The organism is Pustulibacterium marinum, assembly GCF_900116665.1.
Classification (GTDB): Bacteria; Bacteroidota; Bacteroidia; order Flavobacteriales; family Flavobacteriaceae; genus Pustulibacterium; species Pustulibacterium marinum.
This window is the reverse complement of the sequence record NZ_FPBK01000005.1, coordinates 109,606-127,356: the sequence shown is the minus strand read 5'-3', so window position 1 is coordinate 127,356 and position 17,751 is coordinate 109,606. Positions and strand designations below refer to the sequence as shown.

General features: G+C 36.7%; 15 protein-coding genes and 1 riboswitch. Of the genes, 14 read left to right on the top strand and 1 reads right to left on the bottom strand.

Going from position 1 to position 17,751, the window contains the following annotated elements:
• Positions 1–96: 96 nt before the first annotated feature.
• The 11 genes from BM383_RS08980 to BM383_RS08930 all read left to right on the top strand — a co-directional run bounded on the left by BM383_RS08980 (position 97) and on the right by BM383_RS08930 (position 13,694).
• Complete coding sequence (locus BM383_RS08980) at positions 97–720, top strand: phosphoadenosine phosphosulfate reductase domain-containing protein (protein ID WP_093024798.1); 624 nt, start codon at positions 97–99, stop codon at positions 718–720.
• Positions 721–795: 75 nt separating this feature from the next.
• The gene (locus BM383_RS08975; protein WP_093024797.1) at positions 796–2,895 is read left to right on the top strand and encodes a HEPN domain-containing protein; all 2,100 of its coding nucleotides are present in this window, start codon (positions 796–798) and stop codon (positions 2,893–2,895) included.
• Positions 2,879–3,652: a uroporphyrinogen-III C-methyltransferase gene (gene cobA / locus BM383_RS08970; RefSeq protein ID WP_093024796.1), complete on the top strand. Its 774-nt coding sequence runs from the start codon at positions 2,879–2,881 to the stop codon at positions 3,650–3,652. Before BM383_RS08975 ends, cobA begins: the two co-directional genes overlap by 17 nt.
• Positions 3,653–3,750: 98 nt before the next feature.
• On the top strand, positions 3,751–4,326 hold the full coding sequence (locus tag BM383_RS08965; protein WP_093024795.1) for a precorrin-2 dehydrogenase/sirohydrochlorin ferrochelatase family protein: 576 nt from the start codon (positions 3,751–3,753) through the stop codon (positions 4,324–4,326).
• A gap of 37 nt (positions 4,327–4,363) precedes the next feature.
• Complete coding sequence (locus tag BM383_RS08960) at positions 4,364–5,416, top strand: NAD(P)/FAD-dependent oxidoreductase (protein WP_093024794.1); 1,053 nt, start codon at positions 4,364–4,366, stop codon at positions 5,414–5,416.
• 91 nt (positions 5,417–5,507) lie between these two features.
• Positions 5,508–5,607: riboswitch (SAM riboswitch) on the top strand.
• Positions 5,608–5,828: 221 nt separating this feature from the next.
• On the top strand, positions 5,829–6,827 hold the full coding sequence (locus BM383_RS08955; RefSeq protein ID WP_093024793.1) for a homocysteine S-methyltransferase family protein: 999 nt from the start codon (positions 5,829–5,831) through the stop codon (positions 6,825–6,827).
• Positions 6,828–6,837: 10 nt separating this feature from the next.
• Positions 6,838–9,558: a methionine synthase gene (gene metH, locus BM383_RS08950; RefSeq protein WP_093024792.1), complete on the top strand. Its 2,721-nt coding sequence runs from the start codon at positions 6,838–6,840 to the stop codon at positions 9,556–9,558.
• A gap of 39 nt (positions 9,559–9,597) precedes the next feature.
• Positions 9,598–10,554 (top strand): methylenetetrahydrofolate reductase [NAD(P)H], encoded by a 957-nt coding sequence (gene metF, locus BM383_RS08945; RefSeq protein WP_093024791.1) that lies wholly within the window; start codon positions 9,598–9,600, stop codon positions 10,552–10,554.
• Between the two features lie 187 nt (positions 10,555–10,741).
• The gene (locus BM383_RS08940; protein ID WP_093024790.1) at positions 10,742–11,833 is read left to right on the top strand and encodes an acyloxyacyl hydrolase; all 1,092 of its coding nucleotides are present in this window, start codon (positions 10,742–10,744) and stop codon (positions 11,831–11,833) included.
• Positions 11,830–12,579, top strand: coding sequence for a head GIN domain-containing protein (locus tag BM383_RS08935; RefSeq protein ID WP_093024789.1), 750 nt, complete (start codon positions 11,830–11,832; stop codon positions 12,577–12,579). Before BM383_RS08940 ends, BM383_RS08935 begins: the two co-directional genes overlap by 4 nt.
• Entirely contained in the window at positions 12,579–13,694 is a 1,116-nt protein-coding gene (locus BM383_RS08930) for a serine hydrolase domain-containing protein (protein WP_093024788.1), read from the top strand. The genes BM383_RS08935 and BM383_RS08930 overlap by 1 nt, the downstream gene beginning before the upstream one ends.
• On the opposite strand, the gene gldA is transcribed toward BM383_RS08930, so the two are convergent.
• On the bottom strand, positions 13,691–14,584 hold the full coding sequence (gene gldA / locus BM383_RS08925) for a gliding motility-associated ABC transporter ATP-binding subunit GldA (RefSeq protein ID WP_093024892.1): 894 nt from the start codon (positions 14,582–14,584) through the stop codon (positions 13,691–13,693). The two genes, BM383_RS08930 and gldA, sit on opposite strands and share 4 nt — an antisense overlap.
• Before the next feature lie 335 nt (positions 14,585–14,919).
• On the opposite strand from gldA, the gene BM383_RS08920 reads away from it, so the two are divergent.
• Genes BM383_RS08920 through BM383_RS08910 form a run of 3 tightly spaced genes read left to right on the top strand, consistent with a single transcriptional unit; the run spans position 14,920 to position 17,748 of the window.
• Positions 14,920–15,747: a prephenate dehydratase gene (locus BM383_RS08920; protein WP_093024787.1), complete on the top strand. Its 828-nt coding sequence runs from the start codon at positions 14,920–14,922 to the stop codon at positions 15,745–15,747.
• Positions 15,747–16,889 carry a pyridoxal phosphate-dependent aminotransferase gene (locus tag BM383_RS08915; protein WP_093024786.1) on the top strand — a complete coding sequence of 381 codons (1,143 nt, stop codon included), beginning with the start codon at positions 15,747–15,749 and terminating at the stop codon, positions 16,887–16,889. Before BM383_RS08920 ends, BM383_RS08915 begins: the two co-directional genes overlap by 1 nt.
• A 1-nt stretch (position 16,890) precedes the next feature.
• Positions 16,891–17,748 carry a prephenate dehydrogenase gene (locus BM383_RS08910; protein ID WP_093024785.1) on the top strand — a complete coding sequence of 286 codons (858 nt, stop codon included), beginning with the start codon at positions 16,891–16,893 and terminating at the stop codon, positions 17,746–17,748.
• Positions 17,749–17,751 lie beyond the last annotated feature (3 nt).

Sequence of the window (17,751 nt, the reverse complement as noted above, 5' to 3'; positions counted from 1 at the left end):
TATTTTTATAATTGCGTGCGTATCAAATATTTTATGTACGTTTGCTTAATAATCTACTAATCCTATGGATTATTAGATTTTAAAATTACAAATGATATGAAAGTAGCAGAAGACATTTTAAAGTACAACGCGATTTTAAAAGACAAATCGCCAAGAGAAATTGTAGAGTGGGTGCTAAGTTTTGCAGAGCGACCAGTAATAACATCAAATTTTGGTCCTTACTCTTCATCTTTATTACACTTATGTTCTTCTGTCATGCCAAGTATGCCAGTGCTTTGGTGCGATACTGGTTTTAATACCGAAGACACGTATAAGCACATAGAAAAAACTAGAAAGCAATTGGGTTTAAATGTGAAAAAATATGAACCTAATTTATCTAAAGAATTTATCAGCTTTTTCTATGGTGTACCAGAGCCAGAAAATGAAAAGCATCAGTTGTTTACAGAAATTGTAAAGCTAGAACCTTTCCGTAGAGCAATGAATGAGCATAAACCAGATGTGTGGTTTTCTAACATTAGACAATCACAAACAGCGCATCGTGCTTCATTAGATATTTTAAGTTTTACTAAAGACGGAGTCTTAAAGGTTTCTCCTTTCTTCTATTACAACAATAAAGAAATATACGAGTACATTCAAGAACATAAATTAACAAACGAGTTTAATTATTTCGATCCAACAAAAGTGTACTCAAACCGAGAGTGTGGTATTCACTTATCGTAACCAGTATTCAAAAACAGATGTAAGTCTGTTTATTTTTTCATTTAAAAACCTATTAATCTATAGAATTAGTAGAATATGCAAAGTTTCAGAACAGAATTAGAAAACCCAATAGTTGAAAAAGATATTATCGAATTAGAGAAAAAGATTCGATTATTCAAAGAAGGAAAACTAGACGAAGAGCGTTTTCGCAGTTTGCGATTGGCTAGAGGTGTCTATGGGCAAAGGCAACAAGGCGTACAAATGGTGCGTATTAAATTGCCTTATGGTAGAGTAAATGGAGACCAATTGTTGCGTATTTCAGATGTTTCAGATGAATATTCAAGAGGAAGATTACATATTACCACACGACAAGATATTCAAATTCACTACGTAAGTCTAGATAGAACACCAGAGCTTTGGGCAGAGTTGGAGAAGAATGATGTTACATTACGAGAGGCTTGTGGTAACACCGTTAGGAATGTTACAGCTTCAGAAATAGCAGGTATAGACCCAGAAGAGCCTTTTGATGTCTCGCCATATGCCCATGCTGTTTTTCAGTTTTTCCTAAGAAATCCAGTGTGTCAAGAGATGGGGCGAAAATTCAAAATGTCTTTTTCGTCTTCCGATAAAGATTCAGCCTTGTCTTTTATTCACGATTTAGGGTTCATTCCGAAGTTACAAGACAACCAAAGAGGTTTTAAAGTTATGCTTGGTGGTGGTTTAGGTTCACAACCAAATCATGCAGAATTGGTACACGAATTTTTACCTGTAGATCAATTAATACCTTTTATAGAAAGTGTGTTACGAGTTTTTGATCGTCATGGAGAACGCGCAAAACGTTTAAAAGCACGTATGAAGTTTTTGGTGCAAGAATTAGGTCTCGAAGCGTTTCTAGCTTTAGTTGAAGAGCAAAAAATAGCACTTTCGTACCAAACGTACCCTATACAAACCGAAGGTTTTGAAGCAGATTACGAAGCATTAAAAAAGATTGAAGCTCCGCAAGTAAGTATTGCAGATGAAAAAGAATACAATGCTTGGTTACAAACTAATGTTTTTGCACAAAAGCAAGAAGGTTTTTTCGGTATAGGTATTAAAGTTAAACTAGGAGATTTTTACACTAAAGAGGCAAGAAAATTAGCAACATTAGTCAAAAATTACAGTGGTAACGAGTTGCGTTTATCATTACGTCAAAACATAGTGTTGCGCAACGTACGCGAAGATTTATTACCATTTTTCTATCAAGAATTATCAGCTTTAGGTTTTACTGCTATAGGCTATAATTCTACACTAGATATAACGGCTTGTCCAGGTACAGACACTTGTAACTTAGGTATAGCAAGTAGTACAGGTATTGCCGATGTGTTAGAAGATGTGATTAAAGCAGAATATCCAGAATATTTAAATAATAAAGACATAACCATTAAAATTAGTGGTTGTATGAATGCTTGTGGGCAACACAATATGGCACACATAGGCTTTCAAGGTATGTCTATTCGTCAAGGCAAATTGGTAGCTCCGGCATTGCAAGTGTTGTTGGGTGGTGGTGTGCTTGGTAACGGTTCTGGTCGTTTTGCAGATAAAGTAATCAAAGTTCCTTCTAAAAGAGGTCCGCAGGCATTACGTGCTATTTTAGATGATTTTAAAGCAAATCAACAAACAGCAGAATCGTTTTTAGAGTATTACGACAGAAAAGAGCAAAAGTATTTTTACGATTTCTTAAAGCCATTTGCAGATACCGATAACTTAACCGCTAATGATTTTGTAGACTGGGGGCATACCGAAGAGTATGTAAAAGCAGTTGGTGTTGGTGAGTGTGCTGGTGTGGTAGTAGATTTAGTAGCTACGCTATTATTTGAGTCTGAAGAAAAATTACAAAACGCAACAGATACATTAAACCAACAAAAATGGGCAGACAGTATTTATCATTCCTATACGGCAATAGTAAACTCTGCCAAAGCTTTGTTGTTGGGTGAAAGTGTAAAAACCAATACACAAGCGGGAATTATCAAGCAGTTTGAAGAGATTTTTGGTGCTGAATTTGAATTAGGGACATCTTTTTCAGAGTTCACCTATCAAATCAATAACAACGAGCCTTCAGAAGCATTTGCAAAACAGTACTTGTTAGATGCGCAAACTTTCTATAAGCAAGTAGATGCTTTTAGAACAAAACAATTGCAACATGATACTACAAAATAAACCAAAATTAACTGTAGTTGGGGCAGGACCAGGAGATGCCGATTTAATTACACTAAAAGCGATTAAAGCATTGCAAAATGCCGATGTGGTATTGTACGATGCTTTAGTAAATTCAGAATTGTTGATGTATGCCTCACAAGCAGAACAAATTTTTGTGGGCAAACGTAAAGGTTGCTATTCGTATCAGCAAGAACAAATTAATGAGTTGATTGTGCAAAGAGCGCAAACTAAAGGACATGTAGTGCGTTTAAAAGGTGGCGATCCGTTTATTTTTGGCCGCGGAGCGGAAGAAATGGAATACGCAGCACAATACGGAATAGAAACAGCTATGGTTCCAGGAATTTCTTCGTCATTAGCGGTACCGGCTTATCAAAACGTACCGTTGACCAAACGTGGCAGCTCAGAAAGTTTTTGGGTAATTACAGGAACTACCAAGTCGCATAAAATTTCGAACGATGTGGCTTTGGCAGCAAAATCTACAGCAACAGTGGTAATTTTGATGGGAATGAGCAAACTACCGCAAATTGTAAGTTTGTTTAAAGCTGAAGGAAAACACGAATTGCCGGTGGCTATCATTCAAAACGGAACTACTCCCGAAGAAAAAATAGGCGTAGGAACTGTAGATACCATCGAAACTGTAGTTGCAGAAAATGGTTTGAGCAATCCTGCAATTATAGTGTTGGGCGAAGTAGTACGTCATCGCGAAACCTTACAAAAGGTTTATGCCGAAGCTAAACAAACTACAACATCTATATAAAAATGTATAAAACAAAAATTAGTAGCATATAGAGTGTCAAAAGTAAAATTGCTATGAAAAAGAAATCACTTAAGACACTTTATGCTGCCCTATAAATTATGGAACAAAACGAGTTATATCCTATATTTTTAAAGGTACATGCGCTACATGTTACCATTATTGGTGGTGGCTGGGTTGGTCAAGAAAAATTAGGTTTTCTGCTAAAATCGAGTCCGAATGCGAATGTAAAAATGGTAGCGTTGGAGTTTAATGACGAAGTGAAAAAAATGGCCTTAAAACATAAGGTTCAACTTATTCAAAAAGCTTATGAAAGCACTGATTTAGACGGAAGCCAAATGATCATCGCAGCAACCAATGATGAAGCTGTAAACATTCAAGCGTATCATGATGCAAAAGCGAAAAATATTTTGGTAAACGTAGCCGATAACCCTCCGTATTGCGACTTTTATATGGGCGGAATTGTCACCAAAGGAAACGTGAAAATTGCTATTTCTACCAACGGAAAATCGCCTACAACAGCAAAACGTTTGCGTCAGTTTTTCGAAGAAGTATTGCCAGAAGATATCAATAAACTAGTTGAAAATTTGAATGCATACCGAAAAACCTTGAAAGACGATTTCGAATCAAAAGTAGAACAACTCAATACCTTAACAGAATCTCTAATTAAAAAATAAATAAACACCACGGAGGTGTTACTCAAAACAAAAAACAATGATAAAGACAGACATTTTAATTATCGGGGCAGGACCAACAGGATTATTTACCGTTTTTGAAGCAGGATTATTAAAATTAAAATGCCACATTATAGATGCATTACCGCAACCAGGCGGACAATTAGCAGAGTTATATCCTAAAAAACCAATCTACGATATTCCTGGTTTTCCAGAAGTTTTGGCAGGTGATTTGGTAGATAATTTGCTAGAACAAGGCAAACAGTTTGAACCAGGATTTACCCTTGGCGAACGTGCAGAAACGATTGAAAAGTTAGAAGACGGTTCGTTTATAGTAACTACCAATAAAGGTACACAACATCACGCTTCTGTAGTAGCCATCGCTGGTGGTTTAGGAAGTTTTGAACCTAGAAAACCCATCTTGGAAAATCTAGGTCATTTTGAAGAAAACGGAGTGGATTACTTTGTGAAGAATCCAGAGCAATACCGCGATAAAAAAGTAGTAATTGCCGGTGGTGGAGATTCCGCTTTAGATTGGAGTATTTTCTTGGCCGATGTAGCTTCCGAAGTTACCTTAGTTCACCGTAGAAACGAATTCCGTGGTGCTTTAGATTCTGTAGAAAAAGTGCAGGAATTAAAACAAGCAGGAAAAATCAATTTAATTACTCCCGCTGAGGTAGTTGGTTTGCAAGGCGAAGATAAACTTGAGGCATTGCTTATCGAAAAAGATGGCGAAACCATTTCAAAAGCAACAGATTATTTTATTCCGTTATTCGGCTTATCTCCAAAATTAGGTCCAATAGGCGATTGGGGATTAGAAATTGAGAAAAACGCCATCAAAGTAGATAACTCATTAGATTATCAAACTAATATACCTGGTATTTTCGCCATTGGCGATGTCAATACCTATCCAGGAAAATTGAAACTGATTTTGTGTGGTTTCCACGAAGCAACCATGATGTGTCAAGCAGCCTACAACATTATCAATCCGGGTAAAAAATACGTTTTAAAATATACAACTGTGAGCGGCGTAGATGGTTTCGACGGAACCAAAAAACAAGCTCCAAAACCTGTAGTTCAGGCAATTGTTTAGTACAATAATAGTTAAGTTAAGTAATTAAAGCGTTCATGATTTGTTTTTATGAGCGCTTTGGTGTTTATTTGCACCGTTCTTTAACATCATGTTGTTATCACGAAAGGCAGAGGGATTAGACCCGCAGAAGCCTTAGCAACCCTACGCCTGTAGAAGGTGCTAAATTCTACCGTTATACGGACAGATAACGCAAATCCGATTCACTCGTTTTTCCATAGATAACAACATATTTTTAAGAAGCATAAACAACAGCGTAGGTTTGCCAACGGTGTTCCCGCTTTTCGCTATATCTTTTTTTGCCATTTGTTCAAGCAAAAAAAGGATGTCGCTGCAATCGGGGCTAGGTGCGTAAGCAGTTGTTTATTAATTTTGTAGCATTAAAAATAAGAAGCCTTAGGCTATAACAAAGGTAATGACGAAGATAGAAGAAGAATTACAAAAGCGAATTTTAGTACTCGATGGTGCCATGGGTACTATGTTACAACGCTTTAAATTTGAAGAAGAAGATTTTAGAGGTGAGCGCTTCAAAGATTTTCCACACCCGCTAAAAGGGAATAACGATTTGTTATCCATCACCCAACCCGAAGCGGTAAAATCGGTACATGCCGAGTATTACGCTGCCGGAGCAGATATTGTAGAAACCAATACCTTTTCTGGGACAACGATTGGTATGGCCGATTATCATATGGAAGATTTGGTGTACGAGCTCAATTACCAATCTGCTAAATTAGCCAAAGAAGTAGCCGAGGAATTTACTGCCAAAGAACCAAACAAACCACGTTTTGTAGCCGGTTCTATTGGCCCTACAAACCGTACAGCAAGTATGAGTCCAGATGTAAACGACCCTGGGTATCGTGCTGTAACGTTTGACGATCTTCGTATTGCCTATAAACAACAAGTAGAAGCTTTGATGGATGGTGGAGCTGATTTGTTATTGGTAGAAACTATTTTCGACACCCTAAATGCCAAAGCAGCACTTTTTGCTATTGAAGAAGTAAAAGAAGATCGAAATATAGAAATACCTGTCATGGTTTCTGGTACTATTACAGATGCTTCAGGTAGAACACTTTCTGGGCAAACGGTAGAAGCATTTTTAATTTCAATGTCACATATTCCGTTGTTAAGTATTGGTTTCAACTGTGCTTTAGGAGCAGATCAGTTGCAGCCGTATTTAAAACGATTGGCACAAAACACGAATAGCATGATTTCTGCGCATCCAAATGCAGGATTACCAAATGCTTTTGGAGAATACGATCAAACGCCAGAAGAAATGCAACAGTTAATCCGTTCATATCTTCAGGAAAATTTAATTAACATCATTGGTGGTTGTTGTGGTACAACTCCAGATCATATCAAATTAATAGCCGAAGTGGCTAGTGAGTTTAAACCGAGATTGGTTGCTAACAGTTAATAAGAGTGTTATGAGTGTAGAGATAAATCAATCCAGCAACCAACAACCAACAACAATCAACCAAGATAGAATACCTTTAAAACTATCTGGGTTAGAACCATTGGTGGTAACTCCGGAAAGTAATTTTATCAATGTTGGAGAGCGTACCAATGTTACTGGGTCGCGAAAATTTCTAAGATTGATCAAAGAAGAAAAATACGATGAAGCGTTAGATATTGCCCGAAACCAAGTGGAAGGTGGTGCGCAAATCATCGATATTAATATGGATGAAGGAATGCTCGATGGGGTATATGCCATGACAAAATTCCTGAATCTAATAGCTGCCGAACCCGATATTGCCCGAGTTCCTGTAATGGTCGATAGCTCTAAATGGGAGATTATCGAAGCAGGTTTGAAGGTGATTCAAGGTAAGGGAGTGGTAAACTCAATCTCTTTAAAAGAAGGAGAAGAATTGTTCATTCACCATGCCAAAACCATCAAACGTTATGGTGCGGCGGTGATTGTGATGGCTTTTGATGAGGTTGGGCAAGCAGATACGTACGAAAGACGTATAGAAATTTGTAAACGTTCGTATGATATTTTAGTGAACAAAGTAAAATTTGCTCCACAAGATATCATTTTCGATCCAAATATTTTCCCGGTGGCAACGGGTATGGAAGAACACCGCCGCAATGCCATCGATTTCTTTTTAGCCACCAAATGGATTCGTGAAAATTTACCACACGCTCATATTTCGGGTGGAGTGAGTAACGTTTCATTTTCGTTCCGTGGCAATAACACGGTTCGTGAGGCTATGCACGCTGCATTTTTGTATCACGCCATTCAACATGGGATGACCATGGGAATCGTGAATCCTGAAATGATTGAAGTCTATGATCAGGTAGACAAAGAGTTGATGGAATATGTAGAAGATGTGTTGCTAGACCGTAGAGATGATGCTACCGAGCGTTTGCTAGATTATGCTGAAAGTGTAAAAGGCAACGTAAAAGTAAATGAAAAACAAGCTCAGGAATGGCGAAACGGAACTGTTCAGGAACGTTTAACGCATTCGTTAGTGAAAGGCTTAGATGAGTTTATAGAAGTAGATGTTGAAGAAGCACGACTAGCTTCCGTAAAGCCAATTCACGTTATTGAACAGCATTTGATGAACGGTATGAATGTGGTTGGTGATTTGTTCGGAAGTGGTAAAATGTTCTTACCACAGGTAGTAAAATCGGCTCGTGTGATGAAAAAAGCCGTTGCTTATTTGCTTCCGTATATCGAGGAAGAAAAAGATGAAACTTCATCTTCGGCAGGAAAAGTTTTAATGGCAACTGTAAAAGGCGATGTACACGATATTGGGAAAAACATTGTTTCGGTAGTATTGGCGTGTAACAACTTTGAGATTATTGATCTTGGAGTAATGGTTCCGCCAGAAAAAATTATAGAAACAGCTCAAAAAGAAAACGTAGATATCATTGGTTTAAGCGGATTGATTACGCCGTCTCTAGACGAAATGGTGTATTTGGCCAAAGAATTAGACCGTTTGAATATCAATATTCCGGTGATGATTGGTGGTGCTACCACTTCGCGTGCGCATACCGCTGTGAAAATTGCTCCGGAATATAAAGATACCGTGGTACACGTAAACGATGCGTCGCGTGCGGTAACGGTGGCGAGTAACTTGTTGCAGCCAGAAACGAAGACTTCGTATACTTCGAATATTCGTGAAGAATATGATAAACTTCGTGAAGGTTATTTGAATCGAAGCAGAAGCAAATCGTTTTTAAAGATTGAAGACGCCAGAGCAAATAAATTCCCGATGAATTGGGAAACGTATGAAGCTCCAAAGCCAAACTTTATCGGAACTAAAAAGATAGAAGTAGCGTTATCAGAATTGGTGAATTATATCGATTGGACTCCGTTTTTTCAATCGTGGGAATTGCACGGAAAATATCCTGCAATTTTAGAAGATGAAGTGGTGGGTGAGCAAGCGACTTCGTTGTTTGCAGATGCTCAAAAAATGTTGCAACAAATCATTGATGAAAAATGGTTTACTGCTTCGGGAATTGTTGGGATTTTCAAAGCAAATCAGGTAAACGATGATGATATTTTGATTTCTGATGAAGAAGGAAACGAGCTGGAAACGTTCTTAACTCTACGTCAGCAATCACAGAAAACCAAAGGAGCTCCAAACATTGCGTTAGCCGATTTTATTCTTCCGAGGGAGACTCAAAAACAAGATTATATGGGTTGTTTTTGTGTGACTACAGGGTTTGGAGTAGACGAAAAAGCAAAGTCGTTCGAGGAGCAATTAGACGATTATAACAGTATTTTGGTAAAGGCATTGGCCGATAGATTTGCAGAAGCTTTTGCAGAATATTTGCATGAGCGTGTACGTAAAGAAATTTGGGGTTATGCCGCTCAAGAAGAATTATCGAATACTGAATTGATCAAAGAAGCATATTCAGGAATTCGTCCTGCTCCAGGATATCCAGCGTGTCCAGATCACCTAGAGAAACCAACCATTTGGAAACTATTGAATGTGGAAGAAGAAATAGGAGTTACCTTAACAGAAAGTATGGCTATGTGGCCTGCTGCTTCGGTTTCGGGCTATTATTTTGCAAATCCGGAAAGTAGGTATTTCGGTTTAGGGAAAATCAAGAAAGATCAGGTGGAAGATTATGCCAAGCGTCGTGGTATTTCCGTAGAAAAAGCTGAAAAATGGTTAGCACCAAACATTTCAGAATAAAATTTAAAAAAGTCAACCAGTCCTTATAAAAAGTAGGTAATGAAAGTTACAGAACACATAAAAAATGCCAACGGAAAAACATTGTTCTCCTTTGAAATTATTCCACCTCAAAAAGGGAGTAGCATTGAAGATTTATACAGTAACATAGATCCGTTAATGGAGTTCAATCCGCCGTTTATAGATGTAACCACATCTCGTGAAGAGTACATTTACATTGAACGTGACAATGGTTTGATCGATAGAAAAATTACCAGAATGCGTCCGGGAACGGTAGGTATTTGCGCTTCGTTACAACACAAATACAATGTAGATACGGTGCCACACGTGTTGTGTGGAGGGTTTACCAAAGAGGAAACCGAATATATGTTGATTGATTGCCAGTATTTGGGAATTGAAAACGTGGTGGCTTTGCGTGGTGATGCGATGAAAGAAGAAAAGTATTTTCGCCCAACCAAAGGTGGTCATACCTACGCTTCAGAATTGGTAGCGCAAATTTTTTCATTGAATAAAGGAGAATATTTGCATGATGCTGTTGAGAATTTAACTGGAAAAGAGTTTTGTATTGGAGTAGCAGGCTACCCAGAAAAACACATGGAAGCACCATCTTTGAATTATGATTTGAAGTGGTTGAAAGCAAAAGTTGATGCAGGAGCAGATTATGTGGTAACCCAAATGTTTTTTGACAATCAGAAGTTTTTTGAATTTGTTGAAAAAGCACGAGAAATGGGAATTACAGTTCCGATTATTCCGGGCATCAAACCGATAGCAACCAAACGTCATTTGCAATTATTACCGCATGTATTCAAAATAGATCTTCCGGAAGATTTAATTGATGCCGTGACAGCTTGTAAAGACAACAAAGCGGTTCGCCAAGTAGGTGTGGAATGGGCTATTCAACAGTCGAAAGAATTGTTAGACTACGGAGTGCCGGTTTTGCATTATTATTCCATGGGAAAATCAGACAATATCAAAGCAGTAGCTTCGGCTATTTTTTAAATTGTAAGTAGTTTGAGAAAATTTAATGCCGCCTTTTCAGCGGCATTTTTTATGATTTTATAGTAGTTTACAGGAAATATTGGTTTAAATTTTACTTTAGAAATAGCTAATTTTTCAATTCTATAAAAATGCATTTACCATATTAAAAACCAACTATCTATTTCTATTTTTGTGTTGAATTTTTCCAATGAAACAATTTTTTCTTCTCTTATGTTTATTTAGTTTTAAATTGACTCTAGGTCAAGAAAAAACGCATGTCTATTCGGTAGATCTTTCTTATAGCTATGGTAATATTGCGCGTCATAATAATTCCATGGCTCATTTGATTACAGGACATCCGGAAGGAGTTTTTGCTTCAATCAGCAAAGAAACATTTGGCTATGAAGAATGGGCGCAACGCTATAACTTCCCGGATTACGGTTTAACGATAAATTATCAAGAGCTCAAAAACGAAGCGCTAGGAGATAATTTTGGTTTGTATGCGCATTACAGTTTTTACTTTTTCAAAAGAAATCTTATGATGCGTATCGGGAGTGGAATTGCATACGCTACCAATCCATATGACAAGGTGACTAACAATCGCAACAATGCTTTTGGCTCCACTTTATTGCCTTCAACTTTCCTAATGTTGAATTATAAAAAGAATCATATTTTTAAAAATTTTGGGTTGCAAGGTGGTTTAACTATGATTCATTATTCCAACGGAAACACCAAGGCTCCTAATACAAGTATCAATATCATTGCTTTGAATCTTGGAGTGAATTATGATCTTTCTGAAGAAAAACCAGCCTATCAACATACACTTACAAACGATAAATTCACAGAACCTATAAAGTTAAATTTGGCATTTAGGTCTGGCGTAAATTCAAGTGATAATATAGGTAGTGGCCAGTTTCCGTTTTATATATTTTCTGCCTATGCAGACAAGCGTATCAATCACGTAAGTGCGTTGCAGTTGGGAGGTGATGCTTTTTTGTCTACATTTCTGCAGGAATATGTAAAGTATAGAAGTATTGCGTATCCTGAAGAGTCTATAAAGGGAGATGAAGATTACAAGCGATTTGGAGTTTTTGTGGGGCATGAACTTTTTATTAATAAACTTTCCTTTGTCACACAAGCAGGTTATTACTATTACAATCCTGTTCATTTTGAAAGCGATTTTTATCAGCGATTAGGATTAAAATATTACATTTCACCTAAAGTTTTTGGAGCTGTGACATTGAAAACACATATGGCAAAAGCCGAGGCTATAGAATTTGGAATTGGAGTACGATTATGAAAAGATGGCTCACATACATAGGTTTGTTTTTGTTGTTTTCAGGATGTAATTCTGAAAATGCCGGCGATTGTTTTCAAATAGCAGGAACCATCATTCAAGAAGAAATTTCAGTAGCGGATTTTTCAACCATCGAGGTGGGAGAGGGCGTTACGCTTTATCTTTCAGAAGGTACCGAGAATCAAGTGATTCTAGAAACTGGGAGTAATTTGATAAATGATGTTAACGTCTCTGTTGAAAATGGTAAACTCCTCTTAAAGGATGATAATAGTTGCAATTTTGTTCGTAAATATGGTGTAACAAAAGTCTATGTGACCGCCGTGAATATTACAAAAATCATAAATAATTCTCAGTTTGATGTGTACTCGGAGGAAGTTTTGCATTTCAATGCGCTAGAGCTTATTTCCGAAGATTATAATACTGCCGGTTTGGCTGTGGGAAGTTTTCATTTAGAGATAGAAAACCAAAATTTAACGGTGAATTTTAATAAAATCTCTAATGCATATATTTCGGGCAGTACCAATCGATTAACAGTCAATTTTTACAGTGGCGACAGTAGATTTGAAGGTGAGGATTTAATAGCTCAACAGGTTTATATATATCACAGAAGCAGCAATGATATGATTGTAAATCCTGTGCAAAGCATTTCTGCTGAAATTGTGAGTACGGGCGATGTGATAGCAGTGAACACTCCAGAGGAAATTGAGGTAGAATCACCTTATGTAGGACAATTAATTTTCACTGATTGATGAAATATACAGGCGTATTGCTATTTCTTTTTATGAACTTTCTGTTGCAAGTGCGTTGTGCGCAACAAGCATCAGTAGGTAAAAGTGAATTGATACCAGAAATTGAAGCTGTTCAGAAATCAGAAAGAATTATTGAAAAATTAGTTCGAAATAAAACCGTTCCGGGATTGGCTATTGTTGTAACTAGAAAAGATAGCGTAGTTTGGAAAGCTGGTTATGGCTATGCCGATGTAAAAAATAGAACATCAATTAATCCTGATGAAACGCTCTTCAGAGTAGCGAGTGTTTCAAAAACATTTTCCGCGGCTGGGCTAATGAAAATGTACGAAAACAAAAAAATAGATATTGATGCTTCACTCTATAAATATGTTCCGGATTTCCCTAAGAAAAAATATGATTTTACCATTAGGCAACTAGCTTCGCACACAGCTGGTATTCGAACATATAAAGGGAGAGAATTTTTGAGTAGGCAATCTCAAAGTATTGTAGATGGCCTTCACACTTTTGCAGAAGACTCATTGTTATATCAACCTGGGAAAGGCTATTTGTACAATAGCAACGACTGGAATCTACTTTCTGTAGCTATGCAAAATGCATCCAAAAGAGATTTTGAGAAGCTTATGAAAACAACAGTTTTTCAGCCTTTAGGATTGAAAAATATTGTTGCAGATAAAAATCAGAATTTAAAGAATAAAGTAACCTTTTACACACAAACACATAGCAAGAATCGGTTTAAAAAGGCAACAAAAGTTAGAAATTATTACAAATTAGCTTCAGGGGGGTATTTGGCAAGCGCATCGGATATTGCCAAATTTGGTAATGCTATTTTGTACAATAAATTTTTAAAACCTGAAACAAAGCAGGAAATGTTGCAAATGACCATGGTTGAAGGAGAACCTATGTATTACGGATTAGGTTGGGAGGTAAGCCGTGATAGAAAAGGGCGTACCTTTTACGGGCATTTTGGAAATGGGGTAGGTGGCTACACGTATTTTTACGTATATCCAAAACAAGAAATGGTTTTTGTAATTACTACCAATGTTACCAATCCTGATATTCACACAGAAGTGAGTGAAATAATGGATAATTTACTTCAAAGCGAAAACGAGTCTTAAGCAGTAAGTTCTCTAAATAAACTTTCCAACGTTTTGTTTTGTTGGTTTAAGGCCAAAATCTTTAATCCATTATCATGGGCAAAGTCAAAAACTGCAGGACGCATATCTTTTTCCGTTTCGAAAGTGATTTCGTAAACAAAACCAATTTTGTTTTCCACTTTTTCCACTTTAGGTAAAGCTTTTAAAAAGGCTTCTTCAACTCTATAATCAAACTCTACTTCCACAATTTGCTGTTGACCTTTGCGTAACTCAGCAAGTTTTTGATCAGCCACTACTTCTCCTTTGTTTATGATAATTACGCGGTCGCAAATAGCTTCCACTTCTTGCATAATGTGAGTAGAAAGCAATACGGTTTTTTCTTTTCCTACCTCTCTAATCAGTTTTCTGATTTCAACCAATTGATTCGGATCTAATCCTGTAGTGGGTTCATCTAATATTAAAACTTCTGGGTTGTGTTGTAAAGCTGCGGCCAAACCTACACGCTGGCGATATCCTTTAGAAAGTTGACCTATTTTTTTGTGAGCTTCTGGCGTTAATCCTGTGAGTTCAATAACTTTTTCAACCGAATTTTTAGGAGCTTTATATACCGAAGCATTGAATTTAAGATACTCGCGCACATACATGTCTAAATATTGCGGGTTATGCTCAGGCAAATAGCCAATGCACTGTTGAATTTCTCTTTTCTGGGAAGTTACATCAAACCCATTTACAACTGCAGATCCTTCTGTAGCTTCCAAAAAAGTAGTTAGGATTTTCATAGTGGTTGATTTTCCAGCACCGTTAGGACCTAGAAAACCAACAATTTCACCTTTTTGAATTGAGAAATTAATATGGTTCAAGGCTTTTTGATTGCCGTAAATTTTGGTAAGGTTTGTAACTTCAATAGACATGTGAACAAGAATAAGTTGAACTTCTATAGGTTCAGAATTATAATTCAAAAATATAACTTTCCTAAACTTTAATTAGAAAATGAAAGCAAATTCTTGTCGATTCGGTGATTTTTTCAAAAAATTGATTAGAGTGTTTTTTTATTTAGAAATTAAAGCTACATTAGCGATATCAATTACAAAAGAGAATGATAGCAACAACTTATTTCTGGAACCGTTTTTATTTTTACTTCTATTATGGAAGTGAAACGGGACTGTTATGAGTTTAAGCTTGTAAGATATTTTTAAAATAATAAAAGTCCCGAAAATTTTTTTCGGGACTTTTTTTTTGATAGTATATGAACGAAAAAGTAGCCATACAGGGAATCAAAGGATGTTTTCACCACAAAGTAGCTCTTGAGTATTTTGGAGAAAATGTAGACATAGTAGAGTGTTTGTCTTTTGATGCATTGGTAGATGAGGTAGTCAAAGGAAATGCAACCATTGCAGTTATGGCTATTGAAAATTCTATAGCAGGTTCTATTATACCAAATTACGCTTTGATAGATAGCAATAATCTTCATGTAATTGGAGAATATTTTTTAAATATCAGCCATAATTTAATGGTGCTTCCAGGACAAACTATTGAAGATATTACCGAAGTACATTCACATCCCATGGCACTTTTACAGTGTAAAGAGTTTTTTAAAAAATATCCTCACATTCGTTTGATAGAAGCTGCAGATACGGCGGAAGCAGCAAAAATTATTTCAGAAAAGCAACTAAAAGGAGCAGGAGCTATAGCTTCTTCTACCGCTGCAGAATTGTATGAGTTGGAGGTTTTAAATTCTGATATACAAACGATTAAAGATAATTCTACGCGTTTTGTTATCGTAAAAACTCAAAATTCAGTTTTGCCAAAAGATCAAATAAATAAAGCTTCGCTAAAATTTGAATTAGACCATAAAAGAGGAAGTTTGGCTACGGTGTTAAATGTGATGAGTGATTGCAGGTTGAATTTAACCAAAATTCAATCATTACCAGTCATTGAAACTCCTTGGAAATATGCCTTTTTTGTAAACGTAACTTTTGATGCGTATGCAGATTTTGATAAAGCAGTGAAGCTGTTGACGATCATGGCAGATAAATTCAAGATTTTAGGAGAATATAAAAATGCAAGAAAGTAATGGAAGTTGCACAACGTTTACAAACGGTACAAGAATACTACTTTTCTAAAAAATTAAGAGAAGTAAGAGGGATGATTGCCGAAGGAAAACCGGTAATTAATATGGGAATCGGAAGTCCAGATTTAGCTCCGGCTCCAGAAGTGATTCAGGCAATGCAGGAATCTGTGGCAGATGCTGGCGCACACCAATATCAAAGTTATCAGGGAATTCCTGAACTTCGAAAGGCAATCACCGATTTTTATCAGGAGTACTTCAACGTTGTGGTGAATGCAGATTCTGAAGTATTGCCGTTAATGGGCTCCAAAGAAGGGATTATGCACGTTAGCATGGCTTTTTTAAATCAAGGAGATGAGGTGTTAATTCCAAATCCTGGATATCCTACCTATACTTCAGTAACAAAATTGGTAGAGGCAACTCCAAAATATTATAATTTATCAGCGGATTCTGATTGGTTTCCAGATATCGATGCTTTAGAACAAACCGATTTGTCTAAAGTAAAAATTATGTGGTTGTCATATCCGCACATGCCAACGGGTGCAAAGCCTACGAAAGAGATGTTTCAAAAATTGGTCGCTTTTGCCAGGAAACATGATATTTTGTTGGTGAACGATAATCCGTACAGTTTTGTGTTGAACGAGGATCAGCTGAGTATTTTAGAGATTGAAGGAGCAAAAGAAGTTGCACTAGAATTGAACTCCTTGAGTAAAAGTTTCAACATGGCTGGTTGGCGTGTTGGAATGGTTTTAGGAAGTACTGAAAATATAAATGCGATTCTAAAAGTGAAAAGCAATTTTGATAGCGGCATGTTCTATTCCGTTCAAAAAGGAGCGGTAGCAGCTTTGCAATTGAAGAAAGAATGGTTTCAGCAACTCAATGAAGTTTATGCTAAAAGAAAAGCATTGACGCTACAGTTGGCAGCAAAACTCAATTGTACCGTTGATGAAAATGCGGTAGGCATGTTTGTGTGGTGCAAACTTCCGGAGGGCATTACTTCTTCCGAAGCGTTTATAGATACCATTTTACAAGAAAAAAATATATTTATTACCCCGGGAACCATTTTTGGTAGTCAGGGCGAAGGCTACATTCGTTTTTCGCTTTGCGTTCCCGAAGAAAAAATAGCAGAAGCTATCAACAGATTTTAGTATGAAAGTTTTTATCATAGGAGTTGGATTAATAGGAGGATCGTTTGCGTTAGATGTAAAAACTGCATACGACTCCGTAACGGTTTTCGGAATTGATCAAAGTGAAAAACATTTAGAGGAAGCCTTGTCTTTGGGTGTGATCGATGCAAAAGCAACGTATGAAGATCTTGCTCAGGCCGATGTAGTTTTTGTAGCCATTCCTGTAAATGCGTTGACAAAACAACTTTCTAAAATTTTAGATTTGGTTAATGATGATGCTATTGTGATTGATGCCGGTTCTACTAAAGAAGCCATTTGCGAGTTAATCTCAGAGCATCCCAAAAGAAGAAATTTTTTAGCAGCTCATCCTATTGCAGGTACCGAATTTTCAGGACCTTCAGCAGCATTGCACGGATTGTATCAATACAAAACGAATATTATTTGTGAGGTAGAAAAAACAGCCTTCAAACTGCAAGAAAAAGCATTGAAGATTTTTTCAGATATTGGAATGCGAATTCGTTATATGGATCCAAAATCACATGATATTCATATTGCCTACACATCGCATTTGTCGCACATAAGTTCATTTATGCTGGGCAAAACAGTCATAGAAAAAGAAGCCAACGAACGTGATATTTTTGATATGGCAGGTTCTGGTTTTGAAAGTACTGTACGTTTGGCAAAAAGTTCACCAGCTATGTGGGCGCCTATTTTTCAGCAAAACAAAACCAATGTATTAGAAACATTGGAAGCATATATTAAGAATTTGCAAGAATTCAAACAATTCATGGAACAAGAAGATTTTGAATCTATTTATGAAGCCATGGAAAACACAAACAAAATAAAAGAAATATTAAAAGGAATTACGGTAAAACACTAAAAG